The organism is Pantoea sp. CFCC18177, from assembly GCF_059412425.1.
Genome location: NZ_JBNBPL010000033.1, coordinates 1 through 18,148, shown reverse-complemented (window position 1 = coordinate 18,148; position 18,148 = coordinate 1). Strand labels below are relative to the sequence as shown.

The window sequence follows — 18,148 nt, the reverse complement described above, 5'->3', positions numbered from 1 at the left end:
GGTTTTTGTCTGTTGAACAGCGCTATTTAATTTCGGGCCAGGCCACCGCTGGGAATCCGCTCAACAGCGGGTGCGCGAACAGATATCCCTGGAACTGACTGATCCCTGCCGCCTCCAGCCACATCCACTCTTCAGCTTTTTCCACACCCTCGGCAATGACGGCAATCTCCAGAGAAGAACAGCATTTGATAATGGCATGCACGATGGCCTGCTTCGGCCCACTTTTATGCACGTCACTGATGATCTCGCGGTCAATTTTAATCTTGTCGGGCTGGAATTTGGAGAGCAGTGACAGGCCGGCAAACCCTGCGCCGAAATCATCCAATGCCAGGCTGATCCCCGCTGCCTTTAGCTTTCTGACTTCTGCTGTGAATTCATCTGCCCGTGAAATGATTTCGTTCTCGGTCACTTCAACGATCACCTGTTCAGGTACCAGGCCATTCGCCTCAATTTCCGTTAACAAGAACTCGACGGCATTCGGCACTGTCACCAGCGACATTGGCAGTAAATTAATCGCCAGGCTGTGATCGCCAATGTTCAAGGTACTTGCAAGTTGAAATGCACGTTTTTTCGAGTGGATATCCGCGTAGTAAACCGCCTCACCTTCGAAAGCAGAAAAGTATTCCTGGGGTGACCCCCCTTTTGGGGTACGAATCAACGTCTCATAGGACACGATGCGACGTGCAAAGGGATCGATAATCGGCTGGAACGCAAAGCGGAAGTCCTGGGGTGGGTTTGACACGTCATCTTGCACGGTATGCGATGATTCATTAGCGATGAAATCCCACATGGTAGCGGCAGGGAGTTCAAAGTAGTTGTCTTTATCGCGCGCCATCACGAAGGTGCGCAGAAACTGCAGCGCGCGATCATCATAAGTCAGTTGGAAACGTGAGGTACCTTTATCCAATACCGACTGGAGAACCGTATCTTTGTCGTGTTCGCGTAAATCAAACAGTTCCATGCCCACTTTGCCAAAGCGCCGTGCTGGCGCGAAGTCATGCATGAGCTCTACCAAATTATGATGGCGGGCATCCGCACTAATACGATGATAAATGCCCTGTACGGCATCACGCGGGCCTTCCAACAGTTGGAAGAAATGCAAGCCGTCGAACAGTAATATGCCTGTTACATCCGCGCGTTTATTCTTGGTGTTGGCTTTAGCAACCATATCTTTAAGCGTGTTGATCGGCACGTGTTCGTGAAGATGGCTGCGATAGAGGATAGTGGTGAGCATAGCGATTGTCCGGACATATCTTTATTGTGGCCCTACACTAGCAGGCCTTGGATAATTATCTCCATAGCTGATCGGCCGAACGGTAAACTTTTTTTCAAATAACAGGTTAACCGAAGCGGCTGGCAATAGACGTCAAATCGAATTGTTAATTAAGTGTATTCGCGCAGTGATTTCGATAAATAAATTCGATTGAATGGATAAATAAAAAGCGTATCTTTGACCTCGTTAACCAGAGGTGAGCATGATGTTACGCGATTATTTAAAGATTGATGATAGCGATAGTTTAGTTGAACAGAGCGTGTTAAGACTCAACAACCGCGGTCAGGAAGATGTCACCGAATGGTGCATTGTTGGCGCAGACGGCAAGCAGAAGGGCAGTGTCGCGCTGTTTGATAAACTCAGTACCCGCCGCTCTTATTGCGTCAGTTATCGAATTACACAAAAGGATGTGCACGGGAGGGTTGTCGTCGATCATCTGACCGACGTTTTGTAATATTTGCCGTAGTTTTCTCCACCTTGGCCCGCTTATTAGCGGGTTTTTTGCGTGAGATAATCGGCGCGATAACGACGCATTTCCATCAACGTTCCAATCAATTGCATTTTGTTCTCCGATGATGTCAACACAGGAAAATCTTCGTTTAAGGGGCGCAACGAGAAAATTTGTTCGTCATGACGCTGAGATAACAGTCGGAAAACGCGAACCTGCGCCACACCATTGACCTCTGCGAGCACCACATCACCAGGTTGTGGTGTGACGGTGGGGTCAAAAATCAACGTATCACCCTGCCGATAGTCGGGTTGCATGGAACCATCTTCTAACATCACGGCCAGCGACTGTTCGCTGAGTAGGATATCGCTGTAGAGAAAGCGTGTGGCCTGCTGTTGCATCGCCAACCGTTGCTCATGCATCCACTGCGCCGCTTGCGTCAAACTTATCAATGGCAGCGGGGTGAGGTGGTTAATCGCCAGCGGTGCGCTAAACACTTCACCCTCGCCATCCATGATCCATGCCGCAGTGCATTGCAGCCATTCTGCCAACCGCAACAGGTTCTCACCGCGCGGCACGGTCTCCTCTTTTTCCCATTGAGAAACAGCAACATGTGATACGCCCACACCCTTGGCCAACGCCTGTTGCGTCAATTTCAGCGCCTTACGGCGACTGCGAATACGCTCACCAACACATTCTTTTTTCATCATCTTGACAACTCCCGGAAGCTTTACTTAAGTATACTTAAATTCATAAACTAAAGTAAACTTAAATTCAGGCGTTGGCTGCGCACCTGGCAAGGGCAGTCAATGTGCTTCTGGGGCGGACTCCTTGCCAGTGTTGAGAGGTGGGGCATGGAAAGTAGTTTGGTGACCAGTGTCGGTGCGCTGCTTCTCGGCGGCGGCGCGGCAGCTGTGTTCTGGAAACCGTTAATGGCTGGCATTGCAGCCATCGTCACCAGCAATCGCGCCGGCGGCGAGATCATCACCAGCTACAAAGAGCAGGTGATGCTTCTCAAGGAGAGCCACGCGCTGATGCGCCGGGAGAATGATGATCTGCGCATCCGGCACGATAAAAATCTCCGGCGTATCTCTTCGCTGGAAACCGATTTACGGCTGATCAAGAACGCGCTGGGCATTTTACTGGCGACCACGGAATCGGATCACAGTGACAAATTCCGTAGCCAAATCAATCAACTGATTACCACCCTTGAGGAGAGTCGCGATGGTGCAGATAAACAGTGAATTTTCAGTCAGAGGTCATCGGCGTCAGCTGCTGTTGGGCGGATTGTTGCTGGTGCTGTCACTGATGTGTGTGGCAATGACCATCATGTTTGTTTTCGTCAATAACAGTGCCAATCGCCGGGTGGAGGATATTCGCCAGCAGTACCGAACCATCTCTGATCGACGCGAAGCTCGCGTAGCCGAACTGACCAGCCAGTTGGTGGCGCTGCAGAAAAAACTCGATGGTTTGCCAGACCGCACGGCAAACAAAACGGCAGACAAAGTTAAGCAGGTTGTTACCGAAGACGCGCCACCAGAATCAACGCATTAAGGAGGCCATGATGAGTATTACTAAGCGGATCGCAACTCGTCTTCATCAGTTGCGGTCTTTATTCAGCAAGAAGGAGAAAGTTATGAGCGACCAAACTGTTATTGAACCGACCACCGCCACGGATACCAGCACAGTGTCACCGCTGGAGAGTTTTGCTAATGAGATCGCGGCACCGGATGCGAGCAGTGCGCCAGCACCGGAGGTTGCTGCACCTGCGGCAGCCGCCAGTTCAGCCGCTGTCTCTGCCGTCAGCGAGGATGTGAGTGCCAGCGTTAAAGACTTCACGCAGGCATTTAACTTTGTCGAGCAGGGCGTGGAGAAGCTGGGGGCAGCCGCCAAGGATGAGCTGATAGCGTTAGCACGGAAGTATCTGTAACTATACGGGCGGTCATTTGGCCGCCCGATTTAACCTTCCGATTATTCCTAAGGCAGTCTCGATATTTTCTACTAACTTTAATCATTCAGACGTTATTTAAACAGGCTTATTAAGCAAAAAGGAAGACACCATGAGTGATACAGAGACTGTCAAAACCAAAACCGACTACCTGCGTGATGTCACCTCACAGCTTAAAGAGATGCGTCACTACGCACAGACCAACACCGAGACGCTTTCCAGCCACTGGTTAGCCTTCGATGCAGGCGAGTATAAGGATAAAGAGTATGCGGGACGTTTCGACACGCTGCTCAATAAGCAGGGCAAACTGCTGGATGACATTGAGCAGACGATTCAGGATTTAGAGATCACCATCAATCACAGCGAACAAGAAAGTTAATTTCCCTTCGTGCGGGTGGCCTATTCGGCCACCAGCCACATATCCGCTTCATCGAACATCTCTTCGACAATACGTGCGATAGTTGCTTTTTCGTTCTTACTCAAATCGGTATCAATCCCATTACGCTCCATCGGCTTGACGCGCACCTCAACCTCAGGAAATACACGTTGCACGCGCTTCTCCAGCTCCTGCAAAATCATCTCGCGTGCGCCTGGCAAACCGGCAACGTTGCGCTTGTCGTAAATCAGCTCCACAAACATCAGGGCATTCCATTCTTCAAAAGGGTGCGTCATATTACTGTAAATAAAAACAGTAGCAAGTCATCGACGCTAGTCGGCTGGAAATTTTTTCTTTCTGGCAAGCGGCGCACAGGATTTGCGCTGATACTCAACAGCGTTACACAGGGAAATGGACTCATTGGGAGGTAGACATGCGGCAACTGGTGATCGATATCTTGCTGAAAATGGCAAAAATGGATACGGAAGCAAAAGAGCTGGTGGCGCAGGTTGAAGCGCAATCATTACTGATCGCGGCCTTGCTGATTCATGCGAAGCAGGATAATAGCTTAACCATTAGCGATACCGTTCAGGATGCGATTGTGACGGCTTCCCGCAGCGGGCATGAGTTTTTGCAGTCGGATGTGGATCTGCTGCTCACCCATATTAATCGTCTGTTGGCGGTGGCGAGCTATGTTGAGGTGAAGGGTATTGAGCGCGAAGAGTAGGGGAAAAAATACTACCTCTGGAGGGGAAATCCAGCAACTCCTCCAGAGGCGGTGCAACAGCACCTTCGTTCAAGGACAATCTACGACCTAAGCCGTCAGAGATAAGTTATACAACTTCGATGGTGTTGTACAACTTTTTCCTTGGTCATTTGTGTGGTTGGAGGTGTATCTGAGACGCCTTTTTAGTACCGCTCCGCTTAGAGTTCGTTCTTAATACAGAACTCTTCCCACGTCATCCCCAGCGCTTCCGCATGAGATTTTAAATAGGTTTCAATGGCTTCCGCAGCAACCGCTTTATCGGGTTCGGCCAGTTGAATAGAAAACAGCATGCCATCCAGTTTCTTTTGGCGCAGGAACGCCGCGTAAATACGCTCGGCATGCCATTCACGCAGTTGACGCAAAGACAGGTTAGCCGCACGCGCATCACTTTCGGTTAACTCATCCAGCGCGGCCTGGAAATCGGCATGCGCAGCAAAAAACATGGTGCGGGCTTGTGCGTAATACTCTTCTGGGGTTTTCATTCGGAATTCCTGCTGATCATCTTGCGCGCTAGTGTAACGCGCGCCGGGAACATTGTCAGGAACCACCGGGTTTTAATGAAGATTCCTTGCGTAACTTACGCGAAAAATTATAACGTACCGGGCATTGAAGCGAGCGTAGGAATCGATAATGAAAAAGTGGATGGTACTGGCCGCATTGGCATTGAGCGGATGTGCGCAAATCACCAGCTATGAAGGGGCAGTAAAAACCCCGGCACCGCAGGAATTACAAGGTAACTGGCAGACCGTGGGGCCACAAAGCAAGCTGATCAGTGATCAAGCTATCGGCAGCCTGATTATCGGTGCGCAGGGCGATACGCTGGATTGCCGCCAGTGGCAGCGCGTGATTGCCAAGCCGGGCAAATTAACCCGCCTGGGCGATGATTGGGTCAACGTGACACGTCAGGTGCGCGTGATGCCGATTACCCTGCAGAACGGTGAGCTGCGTTATGACGGCTTGCGGATGCGTAAGGTCGATCGTCCAACCGTAGAGTGCCAGCAGGCCTTAGAAGAGGTGGCGAAACGCCCAAATGACGCGGTGATTCAGAATATTCAGCCGCAAATTATGGAGCCGGTGTCGGTGCCTGCACAGAAGTAATAAAAAAAGGGTGAGCACGAGGCTCACCCTTTCTCATTCACACTTCATGACGATCACGAACTCTGCGGCAAATACACATTACCTTGCTTGCCGTAGGCGCTCATCACCGATTTCTGCTTAGATGACTGGCCCACCAGCAGCGTCAGCTCGTCCATACGCAATTTCAACAGACGTTTGACTTCACTCTCATTGTCGAGGATATGACGCAGTACCGGGCGCAGCTGATCCTGCAGCTGGCTGGACGGCGACGCGGCTTCCGTCGAGCGGGCCAATGTTTGCACCGCACTGACATAATCCATCTCCTTTGTAATCAGGTCATCCCATTCGCCGTCTGCGGCCAGGCGCAGCATTCCATGGCTGAGATCGAGTAGCTGTTGGTAAACGGTAATCAGTTGCGGTGCGTTATTCATTAAACGGCGTCCTGAAGGTGTTGAGGTTGTGCGACTTCTTTCCAGGCATCAGCGATATTGCGTAAAAGACCTTCGACTTCTTCGATGGCTTCTACGTCATTTCGCAGGTTGGCCTGCAGCAGACGGCGGACCATATAGGCGTAAAGCCCCACCAGATTATCGGTGAGCTCATCGCCGCTACCTTCCACCAGACCTTGCTTAAGTCCGTTTTCGATGATGTTGATCGCTTTCGACAGCGATGAACCTTTGCCTTCAATATTGCCATCCTGCAAGAACAGGCGGGCACGTACCAGCGCGCTGAGCGCGCCGTCAAACAGCATGGAGACCAGCTGCTGCTGGTTAGCGCTCATCACTGCGCTCTCCACACCAATTTTTGCATAGGCTTTAGTGCCATTTGCGCTGTACATGATCACTCCTTATGAAGAAGAGCTGCTGGAGCTAGAGCTGCTGGATGACTCGAACTGCTGTGTCAGATAGCTACTGGTCTGGTTGAGCGAGCTCATCAGGACATCAAGCTGAGTAAATTGGGTTTTATAACGCGCCACCATGTTGTCGATACGGGTGCTCATGTCGTTATATTGAGTCGTCAGCTGGTTCAGCGTTTTGCTCACGCCATCAGTGGCGGCCTGCACGATACCGGTACTGGAAAGCCAGCCAGTCAGGTTCGTTGCGATGGTGGTGGAGATCCCGGTGGTCTTGCCATCACCGACGATCATCTCTTTTACGCCGTCTGGATCGCTGGTCAGCGCCGTTTCCAGTTTGTCAGAATCGGTTTCCAATTCACCCGTTGTCGGATCGGTAGTGATACCAATCTGTGCCAGAGTTTTATAAGTAGAAGAGCTCTGCGCATTGGTCAGCATGCTCTTCAACTGGGTCTGAATGGTACGCAGGGTGCTGTCACCCAACAGCGCGCCGTTACTGGAATCTTGTGAGTCAGCACCAACGTCAACGGCGGTGTATTTGGTCAACGTATTGAACTGGTCCAGCAAGGTGTTATAAGCATCCACCCAACTGGTAATTGCATTTTCAGCTTTCGTCGTGTCTTTGGTAATGGTCAGCGTCTGATTGCCACTAGTGGTGTCATTCAGGTTGAGCGTAATTCCTTCAAGCGCATCACTGATGGTATTGCTGCTGTTCTCAATCGCAACGTTGTTAACGGTTAACTTGGCATTCTGCGCTGTGACACTCTCGGTCATCGCGTTGCTGCTGGCAGTGGAGTCATAACCCACAATGCCCTGCAAGGTGTCATCACCGGTCACGCTTATCGAGCTGACGGCATTATCACTGCCGGTTTCGCTTGAGGTCAGCGATAAACGGTAGCTGCCATCGCCGACTTTAATAATGGTGGCAGAGACGCCGGCATCAGCACTGTTGATGGCATCACGCATACCCGTCAGCGAGGTTTGATCGCTGGTCAGAGAGATATCTTTGCTGGTGCCGTCTTTCAACGCAATGGTCAGTGTACGGCTGCTGGCGGAGCTGTCACCTAATGCAGTGGTGTTACTGGTCTGTACTGCTGAAGTCAGGGTTTGAGCCTGAGCCAGCTGCGACACGCTGATGGTGTATTTACCGGCAACCACGGAACCCGATGTGGTGGCGCTAAAGGCACTGGAACTGCTGCTGGCAGACGTCGCGGTGAACAGATCGGCATTATTGAGCGTGGTGTTAGCGGTCTGGAAGGTGGTCAGGGCACTTTTCAGCGTCCCGTAAGCACTCAGTTTGGCAGTATAGGCCGTTTGCTGAGTGGAAATCGGTGTCAGAGACGCTTTCTCGGCGGTTTCCAGGTTATCCAGAATGGTACTTAAATCGAGTCCTGAACCGATACCGAGCGTAGAGATACTAGCCATGTTGTTTCCTTTTATATCGACACGGAGAGTGAATACCCGGGTTATCGGCTTTTGATGGGCAAAGTTTAAAATTATTTATCAGCGAGTGATAAAGCGAATAAGGCATATAGAGAAGGGTATTTCTCGCGCTAGAAAAGTGCTTGGGTTGCACTAAAGAAGTGCTGGGTGAGGGCGATAAAGATAAGCGTGACAGGTTGAAGAGAAAAAATTTCGCCTGGTACTAAAAAAAATCTAAAGGTTGTTAGCAGGTAGACGATAACAACTTTGACGGCGCTGAAGCCGGCGGGTTGAAGCCCACACCTTAACCAAAGACTTGATTAATAGGAACTTAAACCATGGCTCAAGTAATTAACACCAACAGCCTCTNGCCGGCGGGTTGAAGCCCACACCTTAACCAAAGACTTGATTAATAGGAACTTAAACCATGGCTCAAGTAATTAACACCAACAGCCTCTCGCTGATCACTCAGAACAACATCAACAAGAACCAGTCTGCTCTGTCTACTTCTATCGAGCGTCTGTCTTCTGGTCTTCGTATCAACAGCGCTAAAGATGACGCTGCTGGTCAGGCAATTGCCAACCGCTTCACCTCTAACATCAACGGCCTGACTCAGGCTGCTCGTAACGCCAACGACGGTATATCTGCTGCGCAGACTACTGAAGGCGCACTGTCAGAAATCAACAACAACTTACAGCGTATTCGTGAACTGACTGTACAGTCTCAGAACGGTACTAACTCAGATTCTGACCTGTCTTCAATCCAGGACGAAATCAAATCACGTCTGGACGAAATTGACCGTGTATCTGGTCAGACTCAGTTCAACGGCGTGAACGTACTGGCTAAAGACGGCAAAATGTCTATCCAAGTTGGTGCAAACGATGGCCAGACTATCGACATCAACCTGCAGCAGATTGACTCTTCAACTCTGGGTCTGAGCGGTTTCTCAGTATCTAAAAATACTCTGGATGTTGGCGCTTCTATCAGCACCGTAGCTGATTCAACTACCGGTGTTCAAACAGCTGTTAACCTGACTGACGTTGCTAAAACTCTGGGGGTTGATGCAAGCACTCTTTCTCTGCACCAGATTACTGGCAAGAACGAATATGTTGTTCAGTCTGGTAGCGATTCTTACTCTGTTTCTGTGGGCGATGGCAGCGTTACAACAGGAGATGCGGGTAAAGTAGAGCTGAACACCACTGATGTAACTTACGGTGATGCTGCCAATGGAATTGATACCAACGGTGCAGCTCAATCTAAACAGCTGATTAAAGTGGGCGCTGATGCTAGCGGCAACGCCGTAGGTTTTGTTACCATCCAAGGCAAAAACTATCAGGCTGGTACTACTGGTACTGACGTACTCGCTAACTCTAAAGATTCAGCAACACCAACCTCTACTGTAGGTACCACTGGTATCGAGCTGAGCAGTGGCACAGAGAGTAATGGAACAACTACAGTTACTGCTTCAACTGAGTTCGCAGGAGCATCTACTTCAGATCCTCTGGCCCTGCTGGACAAGGCTATCTCTCAGGTAGACAAATTCCGTTCAAGCCTGGGTGCGGTACAGAACCGTCTGGACTCTGCTATCACCAACCTGAACAACACCACTACCAACCTGTCTGAAGCACAGTCTCGTATTCAGGATGCTGACTACGCAACAGAAGTTTCAAACATGTCTAAAGCACAGATCATCCAGCAGGCGGGTAACTCAGTGTTGGCTAAAGCTAACCAGGTTCCACAGCAGGTTCTGTCTCTGCTGCAGGGCTAATCGCTCTAAGCTTCTTGCTTATCAAACCCCGCTTCGGCGGGGTTTTTTTATACCTGCATATCATGAATATCCTTATATACTCACTACACTCTTCTTCACAGGACGTGAACCATGCGACTTATCCTTATTACACTTTTTTTGCTCGCAGGCTGTACCCCGATCAAACACCCGCGCACTCACGGCACGCCGCCGCCACTCCCTGCGGTGACTGATTTTAAAAGCTACTACGAAGGTATTGTCTACGCCATTCAGTTGGAGCTTTATGATGTTGACCACTTTATTGGCAAACGCTGCAATATGCGTATCGATCTGGATGACAAAGGGCAACTCACCGGGATTCATAATACGACCGGCGATCTTGGGCTGTGTGAGGCGGCCATATATGCCGTAAATCATGCCGCGTTACCGGCACCGCCATCAGTGGAAGTTCATGAGAAGATGAAAACTGTGGCGCTGTTGTTTGCGCCGGAAAAAGAAAAAGCGCGATAAATCGCGCCGCAACGAAATGAGCATTTATCTTGGTGCGCATAAAGGCGCACCCTACGAAAAACAGTATCCATTCTCGTAGGCTCGCCATTTATGGCGACCAAAATGCGTTTAAGTGACCACCATTACCACAACATTCTAGTAGGGGTGCCATTTATGGCGGCCAAAAAGCGCTTACGTAACCAGCATTAGCCCAAAGGCCGCACCCTACAAATTTAAGCAGTGATTGTTGCTGCGATAAATCAAATTGTGCCTTATCGAACAGGCTGATTTCCCCCACCACCCTACATCCTCAGAAAAGTAACCACCCTGTTACAGTCCCGCACAAAAATGCCGATAACCACTCCAGAATCATTCCAATTTTTACGCTCTATTTTTCCTGTTTCTGGGGTGTCTATGCGCTTCAATTATGACTTGTTACCAGGTGAGCAACTGACCTTCGAAGAGATTGCGTTGCGCTATGCGCAGCAGCATCCTGACGAGAAAGAACTCACCGCACGCGGGTTGCTGAGCCCGTCGACCAGCTTTCGCAATTTAATCATCCGCGCGGTGTTCGCGCAGGAAGAGATCAACAGCCCGCTGGAGGATCTGCTGTTCGTCTCGGAAGATAACGAACGCAAAAACTATCTGCGCCGTTTTGAGCACTATTTGAAGACGCAACAGGCTTTCCTTTATTTCCGTCGCAACGATGAAATAAAGAAAGAAGGGCGCTGGAAAGTGGTGGGGGAAACGCAGGTGTACGCCATGCTCGATCCTCACTCGGCAGAAGCGCAGAACCTGCTCTCCAGTCGAGGGTTCAAACTGGTGCTGATGCGTCAAACGGAAGAGGAGGAGTATTGGCAGCTGTTTGATCCCCATGCGCATCCCTGTTTCCCGCTGTCGCGCAAGATTCAGTTTCTGGTGGTGTTAAGCACGCCGCATCATAAAGTGCCTACGGCCGTGATGCCGGGTACGGAAGTGGGTCGGCGTGTGAAAGCCAAAGTGTTCCAGCGCGCCAGCCAGGCGGAGTTCAGTTCGGCGGTAAAGGCACGCTATGGTGCCTGCATCATTACCGGAACGCAGCTCACCGAACGCCACAGCTGGCCATGGGTGGAAGCCTGCTATATCGATACGCAAGAAAATGAAGAGGGCTTTCTGGCGGATAACAGCGTCGATAACGGCCTGTTCCTGCGCAGTGATCTACAGCGCTTGTTTATCAACAAAATGATAAGCATCGACGCAGAAACTGGGCAGGTGGTGTTTAATCCGGCACTGGAAACTGAAGTGTCGGTAAGCGATTTCTATCAGACACTTGAGGGCAAAACCTGTGCACTGTGGGACGCGGTGCCGCCTGGCACGCGGCAACGGCTGCGTAATCTGCGCTAGACATCGGGCTGATGGCGGTGCATTGCGCCGCCATCCATAACAAATTTGAAATAACCTCGCTTTTTCCCGCCTATTCTGCCAATCGAAACCCCTACAGAATTGGATAATCATGCCGATAACTTTATTAACGCAGGGTAGTCATCGTGAACGATCTCTATACGCCCGAAGGCGTGATGGATAAACATTCGCTCTGGCAGCGCTACGTTCCTCTGGTGCGACATGAAGCGTTGCGCTTGCAGGTACGTCTGCCAGCCAGCGTTGAGCTTGACGATCTGCTGCAGGCTGGTGGCATTGGTTTATTGAATGCCGTGGAGCGCTACGACGCGCTACAAGGCACCGCCTTTACCACCTATGCCGTGCAGCGTATCCGGGGCGCAATGCTGGATGAACTGCGCAGCCGCGACTGGGCACCTCGTAGCGTACGTCGTAATGCGCGCGAAGTGGCTGGTGCTATGCATCAAGTAGAACAAGCGTTGGGGCGCTCGGCTACTGAGCAGGAAGTGGCTGAACAGTTGAATGTTTCGCTGGAGGAGTATCGGCAGATCTTGCTCGATACCAACAACAGCCAACTTTTCTCCTACGACGAGTATCGGGAAGAACACGGTGACAGTGCGGAGCTGGTGACGGAAGGGCATGAAGAAGCCAACCCGCTTCATCAGTTAATGGAAGGAAACTTGCGTGACCGCGTAATTGAAGCGATCGAGGCGTTGCCCGAGCGTGAAAAATTAGTGCTCACACTGTACTACCAGGAAGAACTGAACCTGAAAGAGATTGGCGCAGTGCTGGAAGTGGGGGAATCCCGCGTCAGCCAGCTGCACAGTCAGGCGATCAAACGCCTGCGTGCCCGATTAGCGGGGGCGCGCTGACAGACTCAGTTCCTGGGATCAAAAATAAAAATACCGGGGACTCAGCAATGGGAGCCAAAGCCAAAGCCAGACCTTTAAGTCGTTATCTTAAAGACTACAAACACAGCCAAAGCAATTGTTCACATTGTGGCAAGGTTTTAGACCGCATGGCGTTAGTATTCCGCGGCCAGATCATCAATAAAGAGGCCATCGCACGCATGGACCAGATGATTGACGATCAGGTGTGGATGAAACTCCAGCCGGAATTGACCGCGTTGTGTCGTTTTTGCAGCGATATTTTTTGTAATACCCATCCGAATTACTTCGACATTATGGCGTTCAAGCAATACCTGTTTGAACAGACCGAAATGAGTCACAGCACCATACGTGAGTATGTAGTACGCCTGCGTCGTCTTGATGACATGCTGAAAGCGAAAAATTTCCCGGCCGACAGATTACGGGGCATCAGCTGGCATGAGTGTCTGGAAAACGACTTACCTGATGCCGGTAACAATAACTACCGCATCGCGCTGCGCAAATATGACCAGTTTTTAGGCTGGCAGCAGGGCTGATTGTGATCCTGCCCTTGTTGTTGCTGAGCATAGCGGCAACAAGGGCCGCGCTCGCAGATTTCCGGGTGCGACTTTTCTCATCTTCTGCAACACTATAGGGATAATTGCACATTGCCCGAATGGAGGCTGCATTGTCCTTACACCTGTTGCACCAGTTCCCTCGTCTTGAATTACTCGGTGCGCCTACGCCGCTTGAGCATTTGCCACGGCTTTCTGACTACCTCGGTCGCGATATCTTTATCAAGCGTGATGATTTCACGCCGGTATCTTTGGGTGGCAACAAACTGCGTAAGCTCGAATTCCTCGCTGCCGATGCGTTGCGTGAAGGGGCCGACGTGTTGCTGACCGCAGGTGCGATTCAATCCAACCATGTGCGACAGACCGCAGCGGTGGCCGCTCGTCTCGGCTTAAAGTGTGTCGCACTGCTGGAAAATCCTATTGGCACGACCAGCGAAAACTACCTTTCTAATGGCAACCGCCTGCTGCTCGACCTGATGGACGTCGAGGTGGTGATGGTGGAGTCGCTGTACAATCCCACTGAACAACTCGCTGAACAGGCCGATCGTCTGGAAGCGCAGGGCTTCCGTCCGTATGTGGTACCCGTTGGCGGCTCAAATGCCTTGGGTGCGCTAGGTTATGTAGAGTGCGCCCAAGAGATCGCCCATCAAAGTGAAGGCGTGGTGGATTTTGCCGCCGTCGTCGTTGCGTCCGGGAGTGCAGGCACCCACGCCGGTCTGGCGGTGGGCCTTGAGCATTTGTTGCCAGAAACCGAATTAGTGGGTGTGACTGTTTCACGCAAAGTTGAGGCACAACTGCCGGTAGTAGAACGCATTCGCACGGCACTGGCAGAACAGCTTGAAGTGCAGGTGCATGCGCCGATCACCTTGTGGGATGACTATTTCGCCCCGCGTTACGGTGAACCGAACGAAGAGGGTATGGAAGCGGTGAAGCTGCTGGCGCGTCTGGAGGGCATCATGCTGGATCCGGTCTATACCGGCAAAGCGATGGCGGGCTTGATCGATGGTATTGCGCAGAACCGCTTCCGTCGGGAAGGGCCACTGTTATTTGTGCATACCGGTGGATCGCCTGCGTTATTTGCTTATCATCCTTCGGTCTGAGACAGCAGCAAAAAAAAGTTTATAATCCGGCGGTTATTACATAAACGGTCGCCATAAATGGCAACCCTACGAGGAGGCAATATCATTTTCGTAGGGGAGCATTGATGCGCACCAAGAGACACACAACAACACATCACAAAAAATGGGGTCAACATGACTTTCTCTCCAATTCGTCGCCAACTGGTGATGGGCATGATGGCGGTCGCGCTGGTTGCGGGCGTGAACACCAAATCCTTCGCAGCGGAAGATCTGCTGGCGCAGGTGAAAAGTAAAGGCGAGCTGCGCGTGGGTCTGGAAGGGACCTATCCACCGTTCAGTTTCCAGGATGAAAACGGCAAACTCACCGGTTTTGAAGTGGAGTTCGCTCAAGAGCTGGCTCAGCATCTTGGCGTGAAAGCCGACCTTAAGCCGACCAAATGGGATGGCATGCTGGCCGCGCTGGACTCAAAACGCATCGACGTGGTGATCAACCAGGTGACGATTTCACCTGAGCGTAAAAAGAAGTATGACTTCTCTACCCCGTACACCATCTCTGGCGTGCAGGCGCTGACCATGAAGAAAAACGCCGGCAGCATCACTAAGCCGGAAGACCTGTCCGGCAAGAAAGTCGGTGTCGGCCTGGGCTCTAACTACGAACAGTGGCTGCGCGATAACGTCAAAGGCGTGGACATCCGTACCTATGATGATGACCCAACCAAATATCAGGATCTGCGTTCTGGCCGTGTTGATGCCATCCTGGTTGACCGCTTAGCGGCGCTGGATCTGGTGAAGAAAACGGGCGACACCATGGCGGTCGCGGGCCCGGCGTTCTCTCGTCTGGAATCGGGCGTTGCCCTGCGTAAAGGCAATGATGATTTGCTGAAAGCCATTGATGCGGCAATTGCCGACATGCAAAAAGATGGCTCGCTGAGCAAACTCTCTGAGAAATGGTTCGGCGCGGACGTCACTAAATAATGCAGGAAAGCCTACAACTGGTGCTGGATTCAGCACCATTTTTACTTAAGGGCGCGTTGTTCACACTGCAGCTGAGTATCGGCGGGATGTTCTTTGGCCTGGTACTCGGCTTTGTGCTGGCACTGATGCGTTTGTCACACTTCTGGCCGATAAACTGGCTGGCGCGTATTTACGTGTCGATTTTCCGTGGCACCCCTCTCATCGCCCAGCTGTTTATGATCTATTACGGTCTGCCACAGTTTGGTATCGAGCTGGATCCGATTCCGTCAGCGATGATCGGCCTGTCGCTTAACACCGCAGCCTACGCCTCAGAATCATTGCGTGGCGCGATTGCTGCCATTGAGCGCGGGCAGTGGGAAGCCGCAGCCAGTATCGGCATGACGCCGTGGCAAACCTTGCGCCGCGTGATCCTGCCACAAGCGGCACGCACTGCGTTACCGCCACTCGGCAACAGCTTTATTAGTCTGGTGAAAGACACCTCACTGGCGGCCACCATTCAGGTGCCAGAGCTGTTCCGTCAGGCGCAGCTGATCACCTCACGTACACTGGAAGTGTTCACCATGTATCTGGCCGCTTCACTGATCTACTGGGTGATGGCGACCGTGCTGTCGGCGCTGCAAAACCGTCTGGAAGCGCATGTGAATCGACAGGATCGGGAGGCGAAATGAGTGCAATTGAAGTACGCCAGCTAGTGAAGCAGTTCCACGGCCAGACCGTGCTGCACGGCATCGATCTTGATGTGGCTCCAGGTGAGGTGGTGGCGATCATTGGTCCGAGTGGATCGGGTAAAACCACCTTGCTGCGCAGTATCAATCTGCTGGAAGTGCCCGAAAGTGGTCGTGTCACGGTCGGCGATATCACCATTGATGCCAGCCTCGGGCTCAACAAGCAAAAAGAGCAGGTGCGCCGCTTGCGTCAGCAGGTGGGATTCGTGTTTCAGAACTTCAATTTGTTCCCGCATCGTTCGGTGCTGGAGAACATTATTGAAGGTCCGGTGATCGTCAAAGGTGAGCCGAAAGCGGAAGCGATCTCTCGCGCACGTAGCTTGCTGGAGAAAGTCGGGTTGCACGGTAAGGAACAGAGTTTCCCACGCCGTCTTTCCGGTGGACAGCAACAGCGTGTGGCGATTGCGCGTGCGCTGGCGATGCGTCCACAGGTGATTCTGTTTGATGAACCGACGTCGGCACTGGACCCGGAGCTGGTGGGGGAGGTGCTCAATACCATCCGCGCGCTGGCAGAGGAGAAGCGCACCATGGTAATCGTGACGCATGAGATGAGCTTTGCGCGCGATGTCGCTGACCGCGCCATCTTTATGGATCAGGGACGCATTGTCGAACAGGGGCCAGCAAAAGAACTGTTTAGCAACCCGCAGCAGGCACGCACCCGGCAATTTCTCGACAAGTTTCTTAACCAATAGTCTCAAGCGCCGTCTGGATCGGATGGCGCTTCCTTTCTGCGTTATGTCATTAACCGCTCTCAGTTTCTTCTGAAAATATTTACGCTTCGATTAAATAACCCACTGAATTTAGGTGTTTTATCATGACTAAAATTTCTGTAGCAACAGGCTAAAGGAATTTTAAGAGCCGCCCGATTGAGACAACTTTGTAAATATAAATAATTCTTTACAAATTCATGGCGCAATCAGGATAAAACAATGAGTAATGCCAGAAACGAGGTCCTCTGGATCAACACGCTAAAAGGTGCCTGTATCTTGCTGGTGGTGTTGCACCACTCGATCATCACCACCTTCGCTCCTTCGATACATCATCTCACCACCGGTGTGGTGCCCGCGCACTGGTGGGTGACCTTTAACACTTACCTCTCGCCGCTACGTATGCCCGCGTTTTTCTTTGTGTCCGGACTGCTGGCAGCGAGTTCGATTATTAAGAAGAGCTGGAAAGAGGTGTTTACCAAGAAGTTCAGTAACATCGTCTATCTCTATTTACTGTGGGGAGCGATTCAGTGGGTCAGTATTCATTACATTTCCACTCACCTTGGGGAAAAGCTCTCCAGTGCGAAGAATGCTGCCTATGCCGATACGCCGTTTGAGTTCATCAAGCTGCTGTTCACCGCCATGACCAGCCTGTGGTATCTCTATGCGCTGGCCGGGTTCTTCCTGTTCACTAAGTTGTTCCATCGCCAGAAAATCGCGCTGGTGTTGTTGGCGATTTTGGCCAATTACGCGGCGCAGTTCAGCCTGATCCCCGGTTGGGGGCCAACCAGCGTGGCGCAAAACTATCTCTACTTCCTGCTTGGCGTGTTCTTTAGCCAGTCGCTGATTGAGATCAGTCAGCTCAAGCGCCAGCACTGGCTGCTGTTGGCGGCTATCGCGCTGATTGGCGTCGCGCACCATGTGGGCGGCATCTATAAAAATCCCTTCTACAGTTTGTTGACTATCGTGTTTGGCATTGTGGTATGTCGCTTCCTTAATGAGCGCCTGAATATGGCGTGGCTGAACTGGATTGGCCGCAACACCCTGCAGATTTATGTGCTGCATCGTATCTTTATCGAATTACTGGGTTTGAGCGCGATTGCGCTGGCACTGCACTACGGCTGGTTTGGCAATGCGGTGTTCAGCTGGGCGTGGGCGATACTGATGCCGGTGACGGGCGTTGCTGTCTGTGTGGCGGTTTCGTTGTTGGTGTGGTCCGTGCTGAATCGTGGGCCGGGACGCATGTTGTTCTTGTATCCGCGCTTGCTGCGTAAACCGACACTGGAGCCGAAGTCTGCGCCGTTGCCATAGGGCGCATGCGGGCGTATCTGGGGTAATGTTGGTTTTCGGTCGCCATAAATGGCGACCCTTATATCTCGATCATTCTCCTCCGGGTGCTATGATCCCCGACTGATCATCGGGAAGTTGCTGGTGAGATGGGGGCG

The 18,148-nt window shown here is 51.6% G+C and carries 24 protein-coding genes; 17 read left to right on the top strand and 7 right to left on the bottom strand.

Annotated features, from left to right (window positions below; all coding sequences use genetic code 11):
• Positions 1-22: 22 nt before the first annotated feature.
• Positions 23-1,234 carry a diguanylate phosphodiesterase gene (locus tag ACPUC8_RS23600; protein ID WP_494927516.1) on the bottom strand — a complete coding sequence of 404 codons (1,212 nt, stop codon included), beginning with the start codon at positions 1,232-1,234 and terminating at the stop codon, positions 23-25.
• A gap of 244 nt (positions 1,235-1,478) precedes the next feature.
• Here ACPUC8_RS23600 and ACPUC8_RS23595 point away from each other — a divergent pair, with 244 nt between their 5' ends.
• Entirely contained in the window at positions 1,479-1,727 is a 249-nt protein-coding gene (locus ACPUC8_RS23595) for a hypothetical protein (protein ID WP_494927532.1), read from the top strand.
• Positions 1,728-1,762: 35 nt separating this feature from the next.
• On the opposite strand, the gene ACPUC8_RS23590 is transcribed toward ACPUC8_RS23595, so the two are convergent.
• Positions 1,763-2,431 (bottom strand): helix-turn-helix domain-containing protein, encoded by a 669-nt coding sequence (locus ACPUC8_RS23590; protein ID WP_494927515.1) that lies wholly within the window; start codon positions 2,429-2,431, stop codon positions 1,763-1,765.
• Between the two features lie 144 nt (positions 2,432-2,575).
• On the opposite strand from ACPUC8_RS23590, the gene ACPUC8_RS23585 reads away from it, so the two are divergent.
• The 4 genes from ACPUC8_RS23585 to ACPUC8_RS23570 all read left to right on the top strand — a co-directional run bounded on the left by ACPUC8_RS23585 (position 2,576) and on the right by ACPUC8_RS23570 (position 4,048).
• On the top strand, positions 2,576-2,965 hold the full coding sequence (locus ACPUC8_RS23585; RefSeq protein ID WP_039331752.1) for a hypothetical protein: 390 nt from the start codon (positions 2,576-2,578) through the stop codon (positions 2,963-2,965).
• Positions 2,946-3,275: a hypothetical protein gene (locus ACPUC8_RS23580; RefSeq protein WP_039331756.1), complete on the top strand. Its 330-nt coding sequence runs from the start codon at positions 2,946-2,948 to the stop codon at positions 3,273-3,275. The genes ACPUC8_RS23585 and ACPUC8_RS23580 overlap by 20 nt, the downstream gene beginning before the upstream one ends.
• An 82-nt stretch (positions 3,276-3,357) precedes the next feature.
• Positions 3,358-3,651 carry a hypothetical protein gene (locus ACPUC8_RS23575; protein WP_494927514.1) on the top strand — a complete coding sequence of 98 codons (294 nt, stop codon included), beginning with the start codon at positions 3,358-3,360 and terminating at the stop codon, positions 3,649-3,651.
• Positions 3,652-3,781: 130 nt separating this feature from the next.
• On the top strand, positions 3,782-4,048 hold the full coding sequence (locus ACPUC8_RS23570; RefSeq protein WP_494927513.1) for a hypothetical protein: 267 nt from the start codon (positions 3,782-3,784) through the stop codon (positions 4,046-4,048).
• A gap of 20 nt (positions 4,049-4,068) precedes the next feature.
• Here ACPUC8_RS23570 and ACPUC8_RS23565 read toward each other — a convergent pair whose 3' ends face one another.
• On the bottom strand, positions 4,069-4,308 hold the full coding sequence (locus tag ACPUC8_RS23565) for a DinI-like family protein (protein ID WP_494927512.1): 240 nt from the start codon (positions 4,306-4,308) through the stop codon (positions 4,069-4,071).
• A gap of 170 nt (positions 4,309-4,478) precedes the next feature.
• Between ACPUC8_RS23565 and iraP the strand changes: the two genes are divergently transcribed.
• On the top strand, positions 4,479-4,772 hold the full coding sequence (iraP, locus tag ACPUC8_RS23560) for an anti-adapter protein IraP (RefSeq protein ID WP_039331764.1): 294 nt from the start codon (positions 4,479-4,481) through the stop codon (positions 4,770-4,772).
• 197 nt (positions 4,773-4,969) lie between these two features.
• On the opposite strand, the gene ACPUC8_RS23555 is transcribed toward iraP, so the two are convergent.
• Entirely contained in the window at positions 4,970-5,293 is a 324-nt protein-coding gene (locus tag ACPUC8_RS23555; protein ID WP_034824381.1) for a DUF6388 family protein, read from the bottom strand.
• A 148-nt stretch (positions 5,294-5,441) separates the two neighbouring features.
• On the opposite strand from ACPUC8_RS23555, the gene yedD reads away from it, so the two are divergent.
• Positions 5,442-5,909 carry a lipoprotein YedD gene (gene yedD, locus ACPUC8_RS23550; protein ID WP_494927511.1) on the top strand — a complete coding sequence of 156 codons (468 nt, stop codon included), beginning with the start codon at positions 5,442-5,444 and terminating at the stop codon, positions 5,907-5,909.
• Positions 5,910-5,962: 53 nt separating this feature from the next.
• On the opposite strand, the gene fliT is transcribed toward yedD, so the two are convergent.
• The 3 genes from fliT to fliD are packed head-to-tail and all read right to left on the bottom strand — an operon-like array spanning position 5,963 to position 8,166.
• Entirely contained in the window at positions 5,963-6,319 is a 357-nt protein-coding gene (fliT, locus tag ACPUC8_RS23545) for a flagella biosynthesis regulatory protein FliT (RefSeq protein ID WP_494927510.1), read from the bottom strand.
• Positions 6,319-6,726 carry a flagellar export chaperone FliS gene (fliS, locus tag ACPUC8_RS23540; protein WP_034824372.1) on the bottom strand — a complete coding sequence of 136 codons (408 nt, stop codon included), beginning with the start codon at positions 6,724-6,726 and terminating at the stop codon, positions 6,319-6,321. The genes fliT and fliS overlap by 1 nt, the downstream gene beginning before the upstream one ends.
• Before the next feature lie 9 nt (positions 6,727-6,735).
• Positions 6,736-8,166, bottom strand: coding sequence for a flagellar filament capping protein FliD (gene fliD / locus ACPUC8_RS23535; protein WP_494927509.1), 1,431 nt, complete (start codon positions 8,164-8,166; stop codon positions 6,736-6,738).
• A gap of 424 nt (positions 8,167-8,590) precedes the next feature.
• Between fliD and ACPUC8_RS23530 the strand changes: the two genes are divergently transcribed.
• The 10 genes from ACPUC8_RS23530 to ACPUC8_RS23485 all read left to right on the top strand — a co-directional run bounded on the left by ACPUC8_RS23530 (position 8,591) and on the right by ACPUC8_RS23485 (position 18,014).
• Positions 8,591-9,931, top strand: a complete 1,341-nt coding sequence (locus ACPUC8_RS23530; protein WP_494927508.1) for a FliC/FljB family flagellin — start codon at positions 8,591-8,593, stop codon at positions 9,929-9,931.
• Positions 9,932-10,042: 111 nt separating this feature from the next.
• A complete protein-coding gene (locus ACPUC8_RS23525) occupies positions 10,043-10,420 on the top strand; it encodes a cell envelope integrity TolA C-terminal domain-containing protein (RefSeq protein ID WP_494927507.1) in 378 nt (125 codons plus the stop codon).
• Between the two features lie 393 nt (positions 10,421-10,813).
• Positions 10,814-11,782: an HNH endonuclease signature motif containing protein gene (locus ACPUC8_RS23520; RefSeq protein ID WP_494927506.1), complete on the top strand. Its 969-nt coding sequence runs from the start codon at positions 10,814-10,816 to the stop codon at positions 11,780-11,782.
• Positions 11,783-11,925: 143 nt separating this feature from the next.
• A complete protein-coding gene (locus ACPUC8_RS23515) occupies positions 11,926-12,648 on the top strand; it encodes an RNA polymerase sigma factor FliA (protein WP_058973537.1) in 723 nt (240 codons plus the stop codon).
• 47 nt (positions 12,649-12,695) lie between these two features.
• On the top strand, positions 12,696-13,199 hold the full coding sequence (fliZ, locus tag ACPUC8_RS23510) for a flagella biosynthesis regulatory protein FliZ (protein WP_039331790.1): 504 nt from the start codon (positions 12,696-12,698) through the stop codon (positions 13,197-13,199).
• Between the two features lie 131 nt (positions 13,200-13,330).
• The gene (locus ACPUC8_RS23505) at positions 13,331-14,317 is read left to right on the top strand and encodes a D-cysteine desulfhydrase (protein WP_494927505.1); all 987 of its coding nucleotides are present in this window, start codon (positions 13,331-13,333) and stop codon (positions 14,315-14,317) included.
• Between the two features lie 153 nt (positions 14,318-14,470).
• Complete coding sequence (gene tcyJ / locus ACPUC8_RS23500) at positions 14,471-15,271, top strand: cystine ABC transporter substrate-binding protein (RefSeq protein ID WP_494927504.1); 801 nt, start codon at positions 14,471-14,473, stop codon at positions 15,269-15,271.
• Positions 15,271-15,939 (top strand): cystine ABC transporter permease, encoded by a 669-nt coding sequence (tcyL, locus tag ACPUC8_RS23495; RefSeq protein WP_034824349.1) that lies wholly within the window; start codon positions 15,271-15,273, stop codon positions 15,937-15,939. The genes tcyJ and tcyL overlap by 1 nt, the downstream gene beginning before the upstream one ends.
• Positions 15,936-16,688 (top strand): L-cystine ABC transporter ATP-binding protein TcyN, encoded by a 753-nt coding sequence (tcyN, locus tag ACPUC8_RS23490; RefSeq protein WP_039331796.1) that lies wholly within the window; start codon positions 15,936-15,938, stop codon positions 16,686-16,688. Before tcyL ends, tcyN begins: the two co-directional genes overlap by 4 nt.
• A gap of 237 nt (positions 16,689-16,925) precedes the next feature.
• On the top strand, positions 16,926-18,014 hold the full coding sequence (locus ACPUC8_RS23485) for an acyltransferase family protein (protein WP_494927503.1): 1,089 nt from the start codon (positions 16,926-16,928) through the stop codon (positions 18,012-18,014).
• Positions 18,015-18,148 lie beyond the last annotated feature (134 nt).

What these genes read in the sequence shown, in the direction of transcription:
- ACPUC8_RS23600 (WP_494927516.1), bottom strand. Translation starts at nt 1,234, where the DNA reads ATGCTCACCACTATCCTCTATCGCAGCCATCTTCACGAACACGTGCCG.
- ACPUC8_RS23595 (WP_494927532.1), top strand. Translation starts at nt 1,479, where the DNA reads ATGTTACGCGATTATTTAAAGATTGATGATAGCGATAGTTTAGTTGAA.
- ACPUC8_RS23590 (WP_494927515.1), bottom strand. Translation starts at nt 2,431, where the DNA reads ATGATGAAAAAAGAATGTGTTGGTGAGCGTATTCGCAGTCGCCGTAAG.
- ACPUC8_RS23585 (WP_039331752.1), top strand. Translation starts at nt 2,576, where the DNA reads ATGGAAAGTAGTTTGGTGACCAGTGTCGGTGCGCTGCTTCTCGGCGGC.
- ACPUC8_RS23580 (WP_039331756.1), top strand. Translation starts at nt 2,946, where the DNA reads ATGGTGCAGATAAACAGTGAATTTTCAGTCAGAGGTCATCGGCGTCAG.
- ACPUC8_RS23575 (WP_494927514.1), top strand. Translation starts at nt 3,358, where the DNA reads ATGAGCGACCAAACTGTTATTGAACCGACCACCGCCACGGATACCAGC.
- ACPUC8_RS23570 (WP_494927513.1), top strand. Translation starts at nt 3,782, where the DNA reads ATGAGTGATACAGAGACTGTCAAAACCAAAACCGACTACCTGCGTGAT.
- ACPUC8_RS23565 (WP_494927512.1), bottom strand. Translation starts at nt 4,308, where the DNA reads ATGTTTGTGGAGCTGATTTACGACAAGCGCAACGTTGCCGGTTTGCCA.
- iraP (WP_039331764.1), top strand. Translation starts at nt 4,479, where the DNA reads ATGCGGCAACTGGTGATCGATATCTTGCTGAAAATGGCAAAAATGGAT.
- ACPUC8_RS23555 (WP_034824381.1), bottom strand. Translation starts at nt 5,293, where the DNA reads ATGAAAACCCCAGAAGAGTATTACGCACAAGCCCGCACCATGTTTTTT.
- yedD (WP_494927511.1), top strand. Translation starts at nt 5,442, where the DNA reads ATGAAAAAGTGGATGGTACTGGCCGCATTGGCATTGAGCGGATGTGCG.
- fliT (WP_494927510.1), bottom strand. Translation starts at nt 6,319, where the DNA reads ATGAATAACGCACCGCAACTGATTACCGTTTACCAACAGCTACTCGAT.
- fliS (WP_034824372.1), bottom strand. Translation starts at nt 6,726, where the DNA reads ATGTACAGCGCAAATGGCACTAAAGCCTATGCAAAAATTGGTGTGGAG.
- fliD (WP_494927509.1), bottom strand. Translation starts at nt 8,166, where the DNA reads ATGGCTAGTATCTCTACGCTCGGTATCGGTTCAGGACTCGATTTAAGT.
- ACPUC8_RS23530 (WP_494927508.1), top strand. Translation starts at nt 8,591, where the DNA reads ATGGCTCAAGTAATTAACACCAACAGCCTCTCGCTGATCACTCAGAAC.
- ACPUC8_RS23525 (WP_494927507.1), top strand. Translation starts at nt 10,043, where the DNA reads ATGCGACTTATCCTTATTACACTTTTTTTGCTCGCAGGCTGTACCCCG.
- ACPUC8_RS23520 (WP_494927506.1), top strand. Translation starts at nt 10,814, where the DNA reads ATGCGCTTCAATTATGACTTGTTACCAGGTGAGCAACTGACCTTCGAA.
- fliZ (WP_039331790.1), top strand. Translation starts at nt 12,696, where the DNA reads ATGGGAGCCAAAGCCAAAGCCAGACCTTTAAGTCGTTATCTTAAAGAC.
- tcyJ (WP_494927504.1), top strand. Translation starts at nt 14,471, where the DNA reads ATGACTTTCTCTCCAATTCGTCGCCAACTGGTGATGGGCATGATGGCG.
- tcyL (WP_034824349.1), top strand. Translation starts at nt 15,271, where the DNA reads ATGCAGGAAAGCCTACAACTGGTGCTGGATTCAGCACCATTTTTACTT.
- tcyN (WP_039331796.1), top strand. Translation starts at nt 15,936, where the DNA reads ATGAGTGCAATTGAAGTACGCCAGCTAGTGAAGCAGTTCCACGGCCAG.
- ACPUC8_RS23485 (WP_494927503.1), top strand. Translation starts at nt 16,926, where the DNA reads ATGAGTAATGCCAGAAACGAGGTCCTCTGGATCAACACGCTAAAAGGT.